Source organism: Sinorhizobium sp. GQ132, from assembly GCF_059758575.1.
Genome location: NZ_JCAXDX010000005.1, coordinates 284,352 through 302,122, shown reverse-complemented (window position 1 = coordinate 302,122; position 17,771 = coordinate 284,352). Strand labels below are relative to the sequence as shown.

The window sequence follows — 17,771 nt, the reverse complement described above, 5'->3', positions numbered from 1 at the left end:
ATGTTCCGGGCCCTTTCCTCAACGACGGTGCGCTGGCGCCCGCTCGAAGGGGAAGGGCTCGAACATCTGACGCTCAGGACTTTCGACACATCGCTCGGCGCGGCCATCCGCGCCGAAAGCGTTCTCATCGGCGAACGCGGCGCAACGGCCTATGGCGTCCGCTACCGGATCGACTGCGATGCCGGCTGGCGCGTCTTTTCCTTTCTCATCGAGACGACCCAAGGGCTGAGGCTGCACCTCATGTCCGATGGGCACGGCCATTGGCGCAAGGCAGACGGAACGGCCTTGCCGCAATTCGACGGTTGCGTCGATATCGACCTCGCCGGCACGCCCTTCACGAACACGCTGCCGATCCGCCGCCTGGGCCTCACCCGGCAATCCGGCACCGCCAGGCTCGACATGCTTTACGTGCCCTTCGACAGCTTCGAACCGACCGTCGACGGTCAGCATTACACCTGCCTCGACGACGGCAAGCTCTACCGTTACGAGGCGGCGGACGGCAGCTTCACGGCGGACCTGCCAGTGGACGAGGATGGCCTCGTCATCGACTACCCTACCCTATTCCAGAGACTATCACCGGAGACCATCTGATGACTTTCAAGACTCTCGACGATCTGACCGACATCGCCGGCAAGCGCGTTCTCGTGCGCGTCGATCTGAACGTGCCTGTCAAGGACAATCAGGTGACCGACACCACCCGCATCGAGCGCGTGGCGCCGACCATTCGCGAACTCTCCGAGAAGGGCGCGAAAGTCGTTCTGCTCGCGCATTTCGGCCGGCCGAAGGGCGAGCCCGTCGCCGGCATGTCGCTGAAGGCGATCGCCCCCGCCGTCGAGGAGATTCTCGACCAGCGCGTCTATTTCGCTGCCGACTGCATCGGCGACAAGGCCGCCAACGCCATTGCCGAATTGAACGACGGCGAAGTGCTGCTGCTCGAGAATACCCGCTTCCACAAAGGCGAGGAGAAGAACGATCCGGACTTCGTGACGGCGCTCGCCGCCAATGGCGACATCTATGTCAACGACGCCTTCTCCGCCGCCCATCGCGCCCACGCCTCGACCGAAGGGCTTGCTCATCACCTTCCCGCCTATGCCGGCCGCACCATGCAGACGGAGCTCGAAGCGCTTGAAAAGGGACTCGGCAATCCGAAGCGCCCGGTGGTTGCGATCGTCGGCGGCGCCAAGGTCTCGACCAAGATCGACCTTCTGCAGAACCTCGTGAAGAAGGTCGACGCGCTCGTCATCGGGGGCGGCATGGCCAACACCTTCCTCGCGGCGCAAGGCGTCGATGTCGGAAAGTCGCTCTGCGAGCACGATCTTGCGGAGACCGCCAAGGCCATCCTCGCGGCCGCCTCGGAAGCGGGATGCGCAATCGTTCTTCCGGTCGACGGCGTCGTTGCCCGTGAGTTCAAGGCCGGTGCGGACAACGAGGCCGTCGATATCAACGCCATCCCTGCCGACGCCATGGTGCTCGACGTCGGGCCGAAATCGATCGATGCCATCAACGAATGGATCTCCCGCGCCGAAACCCTCGTGTGGAACGGCCCGCTCGGCGCCTTCGAGATCGCGCCGTTCGACAGGGCGACCGTGGCAGCCGCGAAACACGCGGCATCCCGCACGCGCGCAGGCTCGCTCGTCTCCGTCGCCGGGGGCGGCGACACGGTCGCAGCGCTCAACCATGCCGAGGTCGCCGACGATTTCACCTATGTCTCGACCGCCGGCGGCGCCTTCCTCGAATGGATGGAAGGCAAGCCCCTGCCGGGTGTCGATATTCTCCGACAGCGGAACTGAGCCCGGCTACGGTGCTCTGCATGCAAGGTGCGTCGCATTCAAATCACTCATGCGACGCGCCCATCGCCTCGATAGCTGAACCCGACAAGTTGTTCCAGATTCGAACGCCTCGTCGTGCAGGTGACATGCACCTTCGCGCCGGAACTAAGCCACCCGAAATAATTACGATTTTTCAAACGATTAAAATTATTTAAATCGTTTTAGCCCGTTTTACTGCCATTTTCCCGCACGGTATCTTCTGTTAACGCGGCTTTGTTCCCGAGGCGCGAAAGACGGTTCTGCGCCTCGCTCCGAGATTGGTTTCATTCGCTGTTCCGATTGCTGATCAGCGCTGTGTGTAGGAGAAGAATATGAGCGAAAGACTGGAAGACATTGCGGTTGCCATGGTGGCAAACGGCCGCGGCCTGCTTGCGGCCGACGAGTCGACCGCGACGATCAAGAAGCGCTTCGACAGCATCGGCCTGGAGTCCACCGAGACGTCGCGCCGCGACTATCGCGAGATGCTGCTGCGCTCGGACGATGCGATGCGCGAGTATATCTCCGGCGTCATCCTCTATGAGGAAACACTGTTCCAGAAGGCTGCCGACGGCACGCCCCTCACCGACGTCATCCGCAATGCGGGCTCGATCCCGGGGATCAAGGTCGACACCGGTGCCAAGCCGATGGCCCATTTCCCGAACGAAACGGTAACCGAAGGCCTCGACGGGCTCGCCGCCCGCCTTGCCAGATATCATGAAGCCGGCGCCCGCTTCGCCAAATGGCGGGGCGTGATTGCGATTTCCGACGCTCTTCCGACCTGGGGCGCGATCAGGGCCAATGCCCATGCGCTCGCCCGCTATGCCGCGCTGTGCCAGGAGGCGAAGATCGTACCGATCGTGGAGCCGGAAGTGCTGATGGATGGCGCCCCCGGCGATCACTCGATCGAGCGCTCGGAAGAGGTCACCGAATGGGTCCTGCGCACCGTCTTCGAGGAACTTGGCGAACTCCGCGTCAGCCTCGAAGGCATGATCCTGAAACCGAGCATGGTGATCGACGGCAAGAAGGCGCGCAAAGCGTCCGTCGATGAGGTCGCCGAACGCACCATCAAGGTGCTGAAGCGCACCGTTCCGGCGGCTGTTCCCGGCATCGCCTTCCTCTCCGGCGGCCAGTCGACCGAAGAGGCGACGGCGCACCTTTCAGCCATGAACGCGGCGCACGACCTGCCCTGGCAGCTTACCTTCTCCTATGGCCGGGCGCTGCAGCAGGAAGCGCTCAATGCCTGGGGCGGCAAGTCGGAAAACGTCGCGGCCGGCCAGCGCGCCTTCGCCCATCGCGCCAAGATGTGCAGCCTCGCCGCCAAGGGAAGCTGGACGAAGGACTTCGAAAAAGCCGCCTGAGCGCCAGAATAGTTAGAGGGAGCGAGGAGAGGCCCGGTGACAGCGATGCCGCCGGGCCTTTTTTATGGCGCCGCCTTGCTGCCTCGACAATTGTCAGGGAGACAAGTTCGCTGTTCAGCGGCGCCGGCGACGACTTTAAATCTACGCCATCTGCGACCGACCGGAGGGCCCATGAACACCGTCTCCTTCATTACCGTCGACGTCTTCACGACCGACCGTTTCGCCGGCAATCAGCTTGCCGTCATCCCGGATGCACGGGTCTTGAGCGACGCCCAGATGCAGGCGATCGCCACGGAGTTCGGCTATTCCGAAGTCACCTTCGTCCTTCCGCCCGAAAATCCGGAGAACACCGCGCGCGTGCGCATCTTCACGCCGACGACCGAAGTGCCTTTCGCCGGCCACCCGAATGTCGGCACGGCCTTCGTGCTCGGCCGGCAACGGGAAGTCTTCGGCCGCAAGCCGGGCGGCGCATTGCGTTTCGAGGAAAAAGCGGGCCTTGTCGAAGTGAGTCTTCTCGGCAGTGACGGCATCGTCACGGGCGCAAGGATCGTCGCCCCGCAGGCGCTGCAAATCGGACCCGCCATAGACGCCGCGACGATTGCCGCCTGCGCATCGCTGCGCCAGGACGACCTCGTCGACCGAACTCATCCGCCGGTGCGCATTTCGGTCGGCCTGCCCTTCTCGGTCGCCGAGGTGCGCGACGTCGATGCCCTTTCGACAGCGCGGCCGAACGTCTCGGCCTTCGAGGAGGCGAACAGCCGCTATCCGCTTGCGGAAGACAGCTTCAGCCTGTTTCTCTATGCCCATACGCGCGAGCGGCCCGGCCATATAAGGGCACGCATGTTCGCTCCGCTCGACAACGTCATCGAGGATCCGGCAACCGGCAGCGCTTCGGCGGCGCTCGGCGCTTACCTCGTCTCGCTGCTTCCCGAGGCCGACGCGAAGGCCGAACTCGTCATCGAACAGGGCGTGGAAATGGGCCGCCGCAGCCTCATCACGGTCGGTGTCGACAAGAGGAACGGCACAGTCCGCAACGTCAGCGTCTCGGGCGACTGCGTTTCGGCGATGCGCGGGGAGATCTTGATCTGATCGCCGTAATGTTCAGCGCCTTCCGACCTTGCACTCTGTGAGCGCGTCGAGGAGCGCGCGGAAGCGCGGATCGTCGCGTATGAGGTCCAGGTCCGGATCCTGGTTGAACCACTGGACATGGTAGCTGGAGCTCAGCGGCACCACGGTTTCCAGCAGTTCCAGCGCGCGCTCGCCCTCACCGAGGAGCGAATGGACGCAGGCTGCATTGTACCGCGCGACGATATCGTCCGGATCGATCGCCAGCGCGCGAGAAATCCATTCCTTCGCACGTTCCGCCTCGCCCATATGCGCCAGCGCCAATGCACCGCGATGCGCCGGGCTGGCATTCTCGGGGTTCCGCTCCATCGCGCTTTGCGCTCTTTCGATACCGATCCGCGCCCAGCGCTGGCGCTCGGTCTCCATACCAAGGGACAGGTGGCAACCCATCAAATGGATCGGCGAAAAGTAATCGTCCGACCGGATTTCCGCCGCACGCTCGAAGAATCCGATCGCTTCCCGGAAGCGGCCCTGCGCGAAGAGAAAACGGCCATAATAGAGATTCGCCTCATAGAGCGAAGGATCGAGCGCCAGGGCCTGCAGAAACTCACGACTTGCCTCCTCCGTCTGGCCGTCGTGGTTCAATGCGAGCCCGCGCGAGGCATGCGCTTCCGCCAGGTTCGGATCGAGCGTGAGCGCCCTGGCGCTCATGTCGAGTATGCTCTCCAGCGGAAACTCCTTTTCGTGCCAGTCCCTGATCGCACATTCGCACTCGGCGATGCCGGCATAGGCACGCGCATAATTCGGGTCGAGTTCGACGGCCTTCAGGAACATGCGGCGTGCGAGCAGCAGATAGGGCCGCGTCCACGTATGGGAGAACTGCCGACCGCGGAGATAGTACGTATAGGCCTCGACCGAGGTCGTCGGGTCGCTTTCGATCGCCCTCTTTTCCTCCGGCAGAAGCTTTATCTTGAGCTGGTCGACGATGGCATGAGTGATCTCGTCCTGAATAGCGAAAATATCCGTCAGATCGCGGTCGTAGCGGTCGGCCCACAGATGCCCGCCGGTCTGGGCGTCGATCAACTGGCCGGTGATGCGCACACGTCCGCCCGCCTTGCGCACGCTGCCTTCGAGGATGAAGCGAACGCCGAGTTCATGGGCGATCTGCTTAACCTTCACCGACTTGCCCTTGTAAGTGAAGACGGTGTTGCGGGCGACGACGTGCAGGCGCGAAATCTTCGAAAGGTCGGTGATGACGTCCTCTGTGATGCCGTCGGAGAAATATTCCTGCTCGGGATCATGGCTCATATTGGTGAAGGGCAGGACGGCGATCGATAATTCGTAGCCGCGGTCGACGACGCCGGACGGCTCCCCACGCTTGCCGAGCGAATTGCCGCCGAGCGACACCGTATAGACGCGGACGGTCGATGCGATGTTCTTCAGGCTGTATTCGCCCTTGTCGATGAAACCGACATCGAGTCTCGAGCCGACATGGTCCCGCACGGAGGCAGAAACGGCGATGCCGGAAGGATCGGCAAGCCCTTCGAGCCGTGCCGCGACATTGACGCCATCGCCGAAGATGTCGCCGTCCTCGACGATCACGTCGCCGAGATGGATGCCGATCCTGAGTTCGATGCGCCTGCTCTTCGGCAAGCCTTCGTTGCAGGCGAGCATGCCGCGCTGAATCGCGGCGGCACAGGCAACAGCGTTCACCACGCTCGAAAACTCGACGAGCATGCTGTCTCCCGCCAGTTTGACGATTCGGCCTTTATGTTCGGCGATCTTTGGTTCCAGCAGCTCGCGGCGATGGCGCTTCAGCGCCGCGAGCGTGCCGGCCTCATCCGCTCCCATGAGGCGGCTGTAGCCCACGACATCGGCTGCGAGAATGGCGGTGAGACGACGTTCCAACAGAGCCTCGATCTTCATCTTGTGGCCGAGCACGGTAATTTAACCTTTTCCTGTCGTCATGTCGTGCGGAGATAGAGCAACTTGAGCGCGACAATAGCGCGGCCCTTTCCCAAGTTGCTGTTTCTCAAGGAACGCCGAAGCCGCCGGACTTCGAAATCTCGCGCGGCACCGCAGGAGGCTCAGGGACGCACGAGCACCGTGACCATCATCACGACGATGGCGAAGACGGCAATCTTCCAGAAATCGCGGCGCTGCCTCAGTCCCGGATAGCCGAGCGGCTTGATGAGCTGGACGCACATGGCCAGCAGCAGGAGAACCGTCAGTGCCTTTGACATTCGCTCATTTCCGGGAAGATCCGCTGCAATGGGAGCGACGTCATACGGACGTCACTTTTCGTCGCATAGAGGGCTATTGTTTTCGCCGTCGATTTGCAATGACCGGTGGTATTGATTTCCATCGGCAGAGCGGCGGTCCTCGTCACGACACGCCGAAGGGCGAACGAATTCCGGGTGGACGATGAGAAATAACCTGCTTCCCGTTGCCGCGCTGCTGCTTGGCACCCTGTTTCTCTTCCTCGGAAACGGTCTGCAGGGCCTGCTCCTGCCGGTGCGCGGCACCGCGGAGGGCTATCCGACAACCATCCTCGGTCTGTTCGGCACGCTCTGGGCCACCGGTTTCGTGCTTGGCTGCTTCTTCTCTCCGAATGTCGTCAAGCGCATCGGGCATGTGCGCGCCTTCAGCGTGTTCACGGCCCTGATCGCAATCGTTTCCCTGCTGACGGGCATTCTGATCGACCCGGTCTGGTGGCTGGCGCTGCGCGCGGTGACGGGTTTCTCCACTGCCGGAACGTCGATGATCATCGAAAGCTGGCTGAACGAGCGCGCCACCAATGAGAGCCGCGGCGTGATCTTCTCGCTCTATATCGCCATCACCCTTTTCGGCGTCGTCGGCGGCCAGATGATGATTCCCTTCGGCGAGACGTCCACGACCTTCTTCTTCATGATCTGCGGCATTCTCTATTGCGTAGCGATGCTGCCGACGCTGTTGTCCAGGGCCGCCTCGCCGCAGCCGCTGAAACAGGTGCGCCTCGACCTGCGCGGCCTCTACCGCAATTCGCCGGTTTCCTTCCTCGGCATCCTGCTCATCGGCATCGCCAACGGCGCCTTCGGCACGCTCGGCGCGGTCTTCGGCCGCCAGGCCGGGCTGTCGGACAGCACCGTCGCGGCGATGATGAGCGTGGCGATCTTCTCGGGCGCCGTCATGCAACTGCCGGCCGGCCGCATCTCCGACCGTATCGACCGCCGCTATGTGCTTGCCGCGCTCGCCGGGGTCGGCGCTTTCGCCGGCCTCCTGATCTTCCTCGTCGAGCCCGGCCAGGTCTGGATCGTTCTGACGTTGATCGCGATCTACGGCGCAGCCGCCAATGCGCTCTACCCGATCGCGGTTTCCCACGCCAACGACTTCGCGACCCCCGAGGATTTCGTGAAGGTTTCCGGCGGGCTCCTGCTGCTCTACGGCATCGGCACGATTATCGGCCCGACGATCGGCGGGCCGATAATGACCGCCAGCGGGCCTTATGGCCTCTTCATGATCACGGCCTGTGCGCATATGCTCATCACTGCCTATGCGATCGTCCGCAGCCGCCGGCGCGCACCGGTGCCCGCGGCCGAGCGCGAAAACTTCTCGCCGGTCAATGCCGGTACGGCGACGACGCCGGAGAGCCTGCAGCTCTCGCCGCGTGCGGCTCCGCTGGAGGAACTGCCGGACGAAGGCGCCGACGATCCCCAGGAAGAGGAGAGATCGAATGAGCCTGTTTGACGATGACCAACCGAAAAAGAAGACCGAGCACGAGATCGGCAGCGATCTTTCGCTGCTCTCCGTGGACGAACTGACCGCGCGCATCGCGCTTCTGACGGAGGAAATTGCAAGGCTCGAAGCGGAAAGACAGCGCAAGTCGGCGAGCCGTTCGGCCGCCGAAAGCCTTTTCCGGTGAGCGCGGGCTGGAATGATTGCGGACTTTTAATCCAGAAGAATGCTTGGGCTTTAACCGCAAATTAAGCATTTTCTGCGATTGTCCGAGCATCCGGTCCTTCCGGACTCAGACAATTTCACCGACTGGCGAATGGGTCTGATTTTTCTCCCTGTTTTCCCTTGAGAGCCGCTTCACGCGGCTCTTTTTTTGCTTTGCGACAGGGCGGCCTCCAAAGAAGTGTGGAGATTAACCCTTTCTTAAGAATGCTCTTGCGCGGAATGCGGTATGGGATCATTCTTCGAGCATGGAGGGGCCTCAGGAAACTTTTCCCAGAGCCGCCCGTTTCCTGACAGTTGTGATGCGTTGGAACCAGGGAATACAGGCATGTCCGAAAGAGGATTGAATACCGTCAGTTTCGCCGGTCACGCTGCGTCTTCGGCGCAGTTCAAGGCGCTCTACGCTGAAGGGATGGGCCTGGTCGAGGAAACGGCAAGCTATCTCGATGGCCCTGGACGCACCGCCGCCAAGGTGCTGCCGCGCATGGCATCCGTTCTCTATGCTGCCGAGTCGATGCGCCTCACCACCCGGCTGATGCAGATGGCGTCATGGCTCCTGCTGCAGCGCGCCGTCAACAATGGCGAGATGAGCCGCGAGCAGGTCCTGTCTGAAAAGAGCAAGGTGCGCCTGGACAGCTTCAACGTCGACCGCAGCGCGCCGGGCTGGAACGATCTGCCGGAGAGCTTCCGCGAGCTCATCGAGCGGTCGCTCCGGCTGCAGAACCGGGTCGCATTGCTCGACCGCGAGATTTATCGGCCGCAGGAAGCAACGAGCTTCGTTCCGGACAACCAGAACGGCGTCAAGGCGCAGATCAAGCTGCTGCAGACGGCCTTCGGAGCGAGTTGAGCGAGGCAGAACCCTGCCGCTGTAAGCCAAAGCCCGGCCATGTGCCGGGTTTTTTGTTGGCGCGGGCGTGATTGCGGGTGGATCCTCGCGTCAAGCCCAGGGTCAAGCCCGAGGATCCATGCACGGACGACTTGAGCGAGAAAGCACCTGCCCAAAGCCCGCAGGAAAGAGTGAAAGCCAACAAAAAAGCCCGGCAATGCCGGGCTTCGAAACACGCTGTCGAGCGGCTGAATCAGAGGCCGAGGCCTTCGAAGCGCTTCTTGAACTTGGAGACGCGGCCGCCGCGGTCGACGAGCTGCTGGTTGCCGCCGGTCCAGGCCGGATGCGACTTGGGGTCGATTTCCAGGTTCATGGTCGCACCTTCCGTACCCCAGGTCGAGCGGGTTTCGTATTCGGTGCCGTCGGTCATGACAACCTTGATCGTGTGGTAGTCGGGATGGATGTCTGCCTTCATAACAATCTTCCTAGAGTTCCAGGGTCCAATTGTCGCAAGGCATTGCGACTTTGGGACCGAACACGTAAATGAAGCCGCAGACCGCTCTTGGGCCGCGGCTTCCCAATTCGATGCCGTGCCTATACATGAAGGTCTGCGGGATAACAAGTGCCGCGCGGAAGACTTGTGATCTCTGCATGGTTCGTCGGATCGGCACGGTCCGGGGCGCCAGCAGATCGCAGTCGCACAGCTCTGGCGCCTCGGCGGCGTACAGGCCTGTGGCCCCGTGACAGGCGAACGGGGGGCTACGTGCCAAGACAAGAAAAACAACCGCCGGCGCGCAGGTCCATCCGCCCGCTCGCAACCGTGCTGCCTTATCTCTCGCGTTACCGTGGCCTCGCCATCGGCGCCGCCGTCTCTCTGACCGTTGCAGCGGCCACCACGCTGACCTTGCCGCTGGCCGTTCGACGGATGATCGATCACGGCTTCTCCAGTTCCGACTCCGGCTTCATCAACACCTATTTCTCCATGCTAATGGTGCTTGCAGTGGTCCTCGCCCTTGCCAGTGCCGCCCGCTATTACTTCGTGATCTCGCTCGGCGAGCGCATCGTCGCCGACCTCAGACGCGACGTCTTCGCACGCGTCATGCAGCTCTCGGCCTCATTCTTCGACGTCAATCAGTCCGGCGAAATCGTCTCGCGGCTGACGGCCGACGCGACGCAGATCAAGTCGGCGGTGGGTGCGACGGCATCGGTGGCGCTGCGCAACCTGATCCTCTGTCTCGGCGCAATGGGCATGATGGTCTATACGAGCCCGAAGCTTTCGAGCCTCGTGCTTGCGGCGATCCCCCTCATCGTCTTCCCCCTCGTCGGCTTCGGACGCTCGGTACGCCGGCGTTCCCGCGAAGCGCAGGACATGCTCGCGGCCGCCTCCGCCTATGCCGGCGAAGCGATCGCCGCCACCCGCACCGTGCAGGCCTTCAACGGTGAGGAGAGCGCGCGCTCGCGCTACGGCAGCGCTGTGGAGGCTGCCTATCGCGCCGCGCGCGCTGCGACCAAAGCGCGCTCGGTGCTGACCGCCTTTGCCATCACCATGATCTTCGGAAGCGTCGTCGCCGTGCTCTGGTTCGGTGCGCGGGACGTCCTGGCGGGCTCGCTTTCCGCGGGGACGCTCGGTCAGTTCCTGCTCTATTCCGTTTTTGCGGCAGGCAGCCTCGGCGCACTCTCGGAAGTGTGGGGAGAGCTCTCGCAGGCGGCGGGGGCCGCCGAGCGTCTGAACGAGCTTCTGAGCGAAGTGCCGGAGATCGGGGCGCCCGAGCATCCGGTCGCAATGCCCGTCCCTGCCGCGGGTGCGGTGGAGTTCGACGGTGTCCACTTCGCCTATCCCGCCCGGCCGGACTATAAGAGCCTCCGGGGCTTGACCTTTGCGGTAAGACCGGGCGAGACGGTGGCCATCGTCGGCCCGTCCGGCGCCGGCAAGAGCACGGTCTTCTCGATGCTCCTGCGTTATTACGACCCGGCGAAAGGCACCATCCGCGTCGACGGTACGGACATACGCGCCGTCGATCCCGCGAATCTTCGGGAGAGACTTGCGATCGTGCCTCAGGACGTGACCATCTTCGCCACCTCGGTGCACGACAACATCGCCTTCGGCGTGCCGGAGGCAAGCCGCGAAGCGGTGCGCGCCGCCGCCGTCGCGGCGCAGGCCGAAGAGTTCATCGGCAGGCTGGATCAGGGCTACGACACGCTGGTCGGCGAGCGCGGGGTGACCCTTTCGGGCGGCCAGCGCCAGCGCATCGCGATCGCCCGCGCCATCCTCAAAAACGCTCCGATCCTTCTCCTCGACGAGGCGACCTCGGCGCTCGATGCGGAGAGCGAAACGGCGGTGCAGAAGGCGCTTGAGAACCTGATGCAGGAGCGCACGACGCTCGTCATCGCCCATCGGCTCGCCACCGTGCTCAAGGCGGATCGCATTCTGGTAATGGAGCACGGCCGTATCGTCGAGGAAGGAACCCACGAGTCGCTGATCCGCCAGGGCGGGCTTTATGCGAAGCTCGCGCGGCTCCAGTTCGATCACGGCGCAGAAGCACTGTTCGTCGGCTCGCGAGTTTAGCTGACGTTGATAGCTGCTCCTTCTTCGCAAAGCTGCAGGCGTGGGCGTCCTCTTTGAACCACGCACTGCCGGAAGGAAGATCGTGGCAAACCTCCCGCAGGTGGTCCGGAATTCGCGCGCTCCTACTTCACCTGGCGAAGATAGTTGTCGAGCCTCTCGCCCTCCATGACAAGTTTGGAACGCAGTTTGCCCGCCTTCTGCAGGACGGCTGCGAGATTGGCCGGCTCGCCGGCCTTGATCACGCCGATCATGCTCATCATCAAATGGGGCGGGCAATAATAGACATAGACACCAGGCCGTTCGATCTTAACGGTGGCTCTTTCGTCGAGCGGCGTATTCCAGGTTTCCACCCCCTCTGGAACCGCATAGGAACGCACATTGTGGCCGCTGTTGGTGGGCACAAACGTGACTGTATCACCCACCTCCACTTCAAGAAAACCAGGCTCGAACACCATGCTGCCTTCGGCGCCGTAGTTCACCATTTTCACTTCATGGTCCGCCGCCTGGGAGACAGGCGGCACGGCAATGGTTGCGAGCATGATCAGGGCGACTTGGGCGAGGCGGTGCATTGTTTTCTCCGGCTGAGGCATGGGAAGGGATTTCACGCGAGAACGGATCGCTTGGGGCGCACGACGGGCGCGCCGGCACTGTCGGTAAGTATCTCCACTTCCACGCCATAGGTGCGGCCGATGAGGTCAGCGTCGAGGACTTCGGATGGACGTCCCACCGCCTTCACTTGGCCGTCACCGATGAGGATCAGCTGGTCGGCGTATTGAGCCGCGAGGCTGAGGTCGTGCAGGACAAGGATGCTGATCCGGTTGCGCGAGCGGGTCTCCCTATGGGCGAGGTCTAGGAGTTTCTGCTGGTGGTGCATGTCCAGCGCACTCACCGGTTCGTCCAAAAGAAGAATGTCCGGATCCCGCAGCAGCACTTGGGCGAACAGGGCGAGCTGCCGCTGGCCGCCACTGAGCGACAGAATGTCGTGTTCCGCCAGATGCGCGATACCCGCCGCCTCCATGGCCTCGGCCGCCGCGCGCAGGGTGTCGTCATCGACGTGGAAGGAGAGTTCGCCCATGCGCCCGAGAAGCACCACCTCGAGGGCAGTGAGCGAGGCATCGATGGTTGTATCTTGCGGCATGTAGCCGACAGCGTTTCGCCACGCGCGCAGATTGCGATGCGACAGAGCGGTACTCCCGCGACGGATCGTGCCCGCAACCGGCCGAATTTCGCCGAAGAGCGCGCGCAGGAGCGACGATTTTCCCGCTCCGTTTGGGCCGAGGATGACATGCATCTGCCCAGGCAGGAAGCGCAGGTATAGGTCCTTGGCGACGCAATGACGGCCGCGATACAGGGTAAGATCATCCAGGACGAGTTCGCTCATCGGCGTCGCGCCAGCATGATCCAGAAGAAGAACGGCACACCGACCATGGCAGTGACTATACCGACGGGAAAGAGGGCGCCGGGGATAACGACTTTCGAGATGATGGACGCCATCGACAGGAATGCCGCCCCCGTAATCATGGAAAGCGGCAGGAAGAAGCGCTGATCCTCGCCTGCAAGCAATCGCGCGACATGCGGCGCAACGAGACCGACGAATCCGATGATTCCGACGAAGCTGATCGCGGTGGACGTCATTAGCCCGGTAAGAACCAGCGTCGTCAGACGCAGACGGGTGAGATCGACGCCGAGGCTTTGCGCGCGTGCCTCGCCAAGGCGAAGCGCCGTAAGCTTCCAGGCGTCACGAAACAGCAAGGTAATGCAGAAGACCGTCACGCCGAGCGTGACCCAGAGGTTCGTCCACGTGGTCTTGGTGAGGCTGCCGAACAGCCAGAAAAGGATCTGCTGGCCGACTTCCGGCGAGGCGATGAATTGCAAGAGCGAGAGCAGGGATTGGAAAAAGAAGAGGAGCGCGATGCCAGCCAGCACGAGCATGGTCGAGGTTATGTTCGCAAAGCCGGCGAGCAGGAACAGGAAGGCCGAGGCCAGCATCGCAAAGACGAATGCGCCGAGCGGCACGGACATTGCGGGATGCAGGCCGAAGCCGCCTGTAAAGATGCTGATGGCCGCGCCGAAGCCGGCGGCGGCGGCGAGCCCGAGTGTATAGGGACTGGCCATCGGATTGTTGAGAAGCGTCTGAATTTCCGCTCCCCCGGCACCGAGCGCACAGCCGACGACGAGAGCCATCAAGGCCATGGGCAAGCGGAGATCGTTGACGATGGCTAGCGTCATATCGTCGGCGGCTTCCGCGCGGAAAAGCGCGGCGAGCACCTGGGCTGGCGACACCATGGATGGTCCGGTGCCGATGTCGATCACCAATGTTACACAACAGAACAGCGTCATGCCGAAAAGCAGGCGCCAGCGCCGCCGCTCCCGGCGACGCTGGCCTGCCATGGCTGAAGCGACCAATGTGGCGCCAGTCATGTGGGATCACCCACCAGCCTTGTCGGAAAGCGACACCGTGAAGGTGCCTTCCGGAACGACGGGCAGATACTTTTTGTAAAAGTCCCTGTAGGTTTTCTCCGGGTCAAGATCGGCGAAGAGATCGGGATAGAGCGCCTTGGCGAAGAACTGCATCATCGCATGATCGGCCAGCGTACGCGATGCACCCTGATAGACTCCGAAGATCCGCCCTTGCCGGGCCGCAGGGATCTGGTCCCAGCCTGCGCGGGCAGTGAAGCCCTTCAGGCGCTCCAGTGCCTCGGCTTTGCTAATGCCTTCACCCATCAACATTGCGGTCGGATTCTTGCGGGATTCGGTGCCCGATATGACAATCACATCCGGTTTGGACGCCAGAACCTGCTCAGGATTGATCGGGCCCCACCACTCCACGAAAGGGGCGGCGATATTGTCACCGCCGGCCGCCGTCGCCATCGCGCCCCACATATTCTTGCCATAGGTGAAGCTGTATTCAGCTGGCCCCTTATTGCCGAATTCCACATAGATTTTCGGCTCCTTTTTGCCGGATTTGGCGAGCCGCTGACCAATCAGGTCGACGGTCGCCCTGTAGTCCGCTGCGATCGTGCTAGCCCGCTGCTCTTCGCCGGTGATCAGGCCTAGAATCCAGGCGCTATCGAGGTGCCGCTCCAGCGCCTGGGCATTGAAGTCGACAACGGCAATCGGAATGCCCGCATCCTCGATGCGATCGGCATCTAGACCAAGGCCCTTATACTGCCAGTCCGCCAGCACGACGATGTCCGGCTTCAGCTCCAAAACTTTCTCGATGGAAAAAGTCTGGGCTTCGACCTCTCCGACATCGGGGATTTTGTCGAGCGACGGCCGATGGGCGACGTATTTGGCCCAGCTGGTCGGCCGCCAACCCTCCCAGGCCTCACGGGAGATGCCGACGACCTTGTCATAGGAAGCCTCGCGGCCCACGGCCATGTAGTCTTCGAAATAGAAGCCGAGCAGAACCCTTTTGGCGGGCAGGTCAGCCTTCACCTCTCGACCGATGACGTCAACGAACGTCTTTTCTTCGGCAGCGGCTCCCGCGACATCGAGCAGTGCGGCAACAGCGAACGCGAATCCAACGGCTGTGGATCGGACCAGGCAAAGAGTCAAGTTTGAATCATCAGGAAACAAGCGTCAGTAGAGCGAAGGTAAGACACCCGGATGGTTTGTTGAAAAACTGAAACGTTGCAACGGTTTGTACCCTGCCCGAATCCGAGCGGACGCCCTTTACTGGGAAATGCTTCGGCGTTTGGCCCTCGACCTTCCCGCCGGCGCAGCACGCCGCGTCAGTCGGGAAAAGATGCAGCCGCCGACAGCGCCGCCGCCCGGCACGGAGCGTCACGCACGGCGAGCATCGACAGCCCTGCCGCGTCCAAGGAAGGGCAGACGGCGAGAAGTCAGTGCGACCATCATGCCGACGTCTATCCAACACGCAGGGGAGCTTATTTCTCCGTGAGCTTGAGCTCGATGCGGCGGTTCTGCGCGCGTGCTTCCTGGCTTTCGCCCGGTGCGATGGGCTGATACTCCCCGAAGCCGGCCGCCACCAGCCGGTCGGCCGGAACGCCTTTCGAGATCAGGAACTTGACGACGGACGTCGCGCGGGCGGACGACAGTTCCCAATTGTCCCGGAAGCGCCCTATCCCCGACAGCTGAACGTCGTCCGTGTGGCCGTCCACGCGCAGTACCCAGTTGATCTCCGCCGGGATCTCCTTGGCAAGGTCGAGAAGGGCTGTCGCAAGTTTCGCCATCTCGGCCTGCCCTTCCGGGTTCAGGTCGCTGCCGCCCGATGGAAAGAGCACTTCCGACTGGAAGACGAAACGGTCGCCGACGATGCGGATATTTTCCCGATCCGACAGGATTTCCCTCAGCCGGCCGAAGAAGTCCGAACGGTAGCGGTTGAGCTCCTGGACACGCTGCGCCAAGGCGACGTTCAGCCTGCGGCCGAGATCGGCTATCTTGGCCTGCGAGGCGTCGTCCTTCGCCTCCGATGCCTGGAGTGCGCCTTCGATGGCGGCGATCTGGCTGCGAAGCGCTGCGATCTGCTGGTTCAACAGTTCGATCTGACTCATGGCCCGGGCGCTGACCTGCCGCTCGTTTTCGAGCTCGGACCCAAGCCGGCCGATCTTTTCGTCGGCGACTTCGGCACTGCCGGCGCCCCGGTCGAGCAGGGCCTGCAGGCGGGACCGCTCGCCTTCCGACTGTGAAAGCGACGCCTGCAGGTTGGCGAGCGAATCCTCCAGATCCTGCTTGCCGCTTTTCTCGAGCGCCAGAAGCTGGGTGAGTTCGTTGATCTGGCTGTTCAGCCGGTTCAGCACCTCGTCCTTGCCGCTGATCTCCCGGCCGAGCAGGAACTGCGCGGTGACGAAAACGCTGAGCAGGAACATGATCGCCATGAGCAGCGTCGAGAGCGCGTCGACGAAGCCCGGCCAATAGTTGATCGCCCGCGGATCGCGGCGTCGGGAAAGCGCCATGCTCAATCCCCTCCGCCGTCTTCGATGCGGCTGAGCTTCGCCTGTCCTGCGGCCTTCTCGCTTTGCACGGTGATCCGGTCGGCCTGGCCGATGCGCGCCGTCAGCCGGTCGAGAGTCTTGCGCATCGCCTTGGCTTCCTCCTGCTGCGCCTCGATCCAGTCGCGCAGCATCTGCTGCTCGCCGCGCATGTTCTTGACGAGGCCCTGGATGCCTTCGGCGAGGCTCGCCATGGCCGCGGTGGTGCGCTGGTTCACGCCGCCGTCATGCGTCAGGCGCGTAAGCTGGTCGGTGAGCCGCCGCAGCTCTTCCACCGGAGCGCCGTCGGTCATGTCGCCCGGCGAGGAAAAACCGGAGCTGACGTCGGTTACCGACGAGAGCCAGTTCTCGAGCTCCGTATAGAAGCGATTCTGCGCGCGTCCCGCCTGCAGATCGAGAAAGCCCACGATGAGCGAACCGGAAAGACCGAAGAGCGAGGCGGAGAACGCCGTTCCCATGCCGGTGAGAGGTGCCGAAAGACCGCTCTTGAGGGAGCCCAGGAGGTCGTCGGTGCTGCCGCTTCCCGCATCCAGCGACTGGATCACGGTGTTGATGGAGCCGATGGTGCCGAGCAGGCCCCAGAACGTGCCGAGCAGGCCGAGGAAAACGAGAAGTCCGGCGAGATAGCGGGTGATGTCGCGCGACTCGTCGAGGCGCGCAGCGATTGAATCCAGGATGGACCGGAGCGCGGCCGTCGAGATTGCCGTCGTTTGGCGCCCCCCGATGAGAGCACGCATTGGCGCAAGCAGCACCGGATCGCGCCCGACCTTATCGGCGCTGCCGGCGGCACGGAAGGAGTTGAACCAGCGAACCTCGGGTCTCAGACTGAGGACATGGTTGAACGCCAGCAGGATACCGATCACGAGCACGCCCAGGATCAGCCCGTTGAGGCCGGGATTGCCGGCGAAGGCCTCGCTTGCCTGGCGGAAGAGGATCGCAGCGACGAAACCGACGATGATCAGGAAAAGGACCATCGTCCAAAAATAGGGCATCGGGCTCGAAAGCTTGTGCGGACCGTAGTCCTCCTCCACGTCTTCGCGATCGCGCCAGCCGGACAGATTCAGTTTCGCCATAAGTTCGCCAGTCTCCCGGTTTTGCGGCAGTTTCCGCGCCTGTCCGACGAACAAGAGGGCGGCCGCATCACTCTGAATTGCTACACCATTCCCAAATCGAAGACGATCGAAGAGCAGTGCTGCCGATGGCCTGAGGCCATCCGTATTGGCCCGGAGACTAGTGGAAGTTTGCGCCGAATTGAAG

17 protein-coding genes are annotated in these 17,771 nt (G+C 62.7%); 8 read left to right on the top strand and 9 right to left on the bottom strand.

What is annotated here, in order from left to right; all coding sequences use genetic code 11:
- The 4 genes from AC6CIG_RS15695 to AC6CIG_RS15680 all read left to right on the top strand — a co-directional run bounded on the left by AC6CIG_RS15695 (window position 1) and on the right by AC6CIG_RS15680 (window position 4,255).
- Entirely contained in the window at window positions 1-591 is a 591-nt protein-coding gene (locus AC6CIG_RS15695; RefSeq protein WP_018096823.1) for a putative glycolipid-binding domain-containing protein, read from the top strand.
- Entirely contained in the window at window positions 591-1,790 is a 1,200-nt protein-coding gene (locus AC6CIG_RS15690) for a phosphoglycerate kinase (RefSeq protein ID WP_018096822.1), read from the top strand. Before AC6CIG_RS15695 ends, AC6CIG_RS15690 begins: the two co-directional genes overlap by 1 nt.
- Before the next feature lie 350 nt (window positions 1,791-2,140).
- Window positions 2,141-3,166, top strand: a complete 1,026-nt coding sequence (locus AC6CIG_RS15685; RefSeq protein WP_127708998.1) for a class I fructose-bisphosphate aldolase — start codon at window positions 2,141-2,143, stop codon at window positions 3,164-3,166.
- A gap of 171 nt (window positions 3,167-3,337) precedes the next feature.
- Window positions 3,338-4,255, top strand: coding sequence for a PhzF family phenazine biosynthesis protein (locus AC6CIG_RS15680; protein ID WP_127709000.1), 918 nt, complete (start codon window positions 3,338-3,340; stop codon window positions 4,253-4,255).
- Window positions 4,256-4,267: 12 nt separating this feature from the next.
- On the opposite strand, the gene AC6CIG_RS15675 is transcribed toward AC6CIG_RS15680, so the two are convergent.
- Both AC6CIG_RS15675 and AC6CIG_RS15670 read right to left on the bottom strand, forming a co-directional pair.
- The gene (locus tag AC6CIG_RS15675; protein ID WP_437408067.1) at window positions 4,268-6,172 is read right to left on the bottom strand and encodes a TPR end-of-group domain-containing protein; all 1,905 of its coding nucleotides are present in this window, start codon (window positions 6,170-6,172) and stop codon (window positions 4,268-4,270) included.
- Window positions 6,173-6,318: 146 nt separating this feature from the next.
- Window positions 6,319-6,474, bottom strand: coding sequence for a hypothetical protein (locus AC6CIG_RS15670; RefSeq protein ID WP_018096818.1), 156 nt, complete (start codon window positions 6,472-6,474; stop codon window positions 6,319-6,321).
- 181 nt (window positions 6,475-6,655) lie between these two features.
- On the opposite strand from AC6CIG_RS15670, the gene AC6CIG_RS15665 reads away from it, so the two are divergent.
- The 3 genes from AC6CIG_RS15665 (at window position 6,656) to rcdA (ending at window position 9,014) form a co-directional block, all read left to right on the top strand.
- Complete coding sequence (locus AC6CIG_RS15665; RefSeq protein ID WP_018096817.1) at window positions 6,656-7,957, top strand: MFS transporter; 1,302 nt, start codon at window positions 6,656-6,658, stop codon at window positions 7,955-7,957.
- Window positions 7,944-8,132: a DUF1192 domain-containing protein gene (locus AC6CIG_RS15660; RefSeq protein ID WP_018096816.1), complete on the top strand. Its 189-nt coding sequence runs from the start codon at window positions 7,944-7,946 to the stop codon at window positions 8,130-8,132. The genes AC6CIG_RS15665 and AC6CIG_RS15660 overlap by 14 nt, the downstream gene beginning before the upstream one ends.
- A 363-nt stretch (window positions 8,133-8,495) precedes the next feature.
- Complete coding sequence (gene rcdA, locus AC6CIG_RS15655; RefSeq protein ID WP_018096815.1) at window positions 8,496-9,014, top strand: protease adaptor protein RcdA; 519 nt, start codon at window positions 8,496-8,498, stop codon at window positions 9,012-9,014.
- Between the two features lie 232 nt (window positions 9,015-9,246).
- Here the strand turns inward: rcdA and rpmE are convergent, their stop codons facing one another.
- Window positions 9,247-9,468 carry a 50S ribosomal protein L31 gene (gene rpmE, locus AC6CIG_RS15650; protein WP_010970183.1) on the bottom strand — a complete coding sequence of 74 codons (222 nt, stop codon included), beginning with the start codon at window positions 9,466-9,468 and terminating at the stop codon, window positions 9,247-9,249.
- A gap of 288 nt (window positions 9,469-9,756) precedes the next feature.
- Between rpmE and AC6CIG_RS15645 the strand changes: the two genes are divergently transcribed.
- Entirely contained in the window at window positions 9,757-11,559 is a 1,803-nt protein-coding gene (locus AC6CIG_RS15645; RefSeq protein ID WP_018096814.1) for an ABC transporter transmembrane domain-containing protein, read from the top strand.
- Window positions 11,560-11,681: 122 nt separating this feature from the next.
- Here the strand turns inward: AC6CIG_RS15645 and AC6CIG_RS15640 are convergent, their stop codons facing one another.
- The 6 genes from AC6CIG_RS15640 to AC6CIG_RS15615 all read right to left on the bottom strand — a co-directional run bounded on the left by AC6CIG_RS15640 (window position 11,682) and on the right by AC6CIG_RS15615 (window position 17,587).
- A complete protein-coding gene (locus AC6CIG_RS15640; protein WP_018096813.1) occupies window positions 11,682-12,128 on the bottom strand; it encodes a pseudoazurin in 447 nt (148 codons plus the stop codon).
- Window positions 12,129-12,160: 32 nt separating this feature from the next.
- Complete coding sequence (locus AC6CIG_RS15635) at window positions 12,161-12,940, bottom strand: ABC transporter ATP-binding protein (RefSeq protein ID WP_437408066.1); 780 nt, start codon at window positions 12,938-12,940, stop codon at window positions 12,161-12,163.
- Window positions 12,937-13,980 (bottom strand): FecCD family ABC transporter permease, encoded by a 1,044-nt coding sequence (locus AC6CIG_RS15630; protein WP_201269660.1) that lies wholly within the window; start codon window positions 13,978-13,980, stop codon window positions 12,937-12,939. The genes AC6CIG_RS15635 and AC6CIG_RS15630 overlap by 4 nt, the downstream gene beginning before the upstream one ends.
- Before the next feature lie 6 nt (window positions 13,981-13,986).
- Entirely contained in the window at window positions 13,987-15,117 is a 1,131-nt protein-coding gene (locus AC6CIG_RS15625; protein WP_437412144.1) for an ABC transporter substrate-binding protein, read from the bottom strand.
- Window positions 15,118-15,449: 332 nt separating this feature from the next.
- The gene (locus AC6CIG_RS15620) at window positions 15,450-16,478 is read right to left on the bottom strand and encodes a peptidoglycan -binding protein (RefSeq protein WP_018096809.1); all 1,029 of its coding nucleotides are present in this window, start codon (window positions 16,476-16,478) and stop codon (window positions 15,450-15,452) included.
- Window positions 16,479-16,480: 2 nt separating this feature from the next.
- Complete coding sequence (locus tag AC6CIG_RS15615; protein ID WP_127709005.1) at window positions 16,481-17,587, bottom strand: MotA/TolQ/ExbB proton channel family protein; 1,107 nt, start codon at window positions 17,585-17,587, stop codon at window positions 16,481-16,483.
- Window positions 17,588-17,771 lie beyond the last annotated feature (184 nt).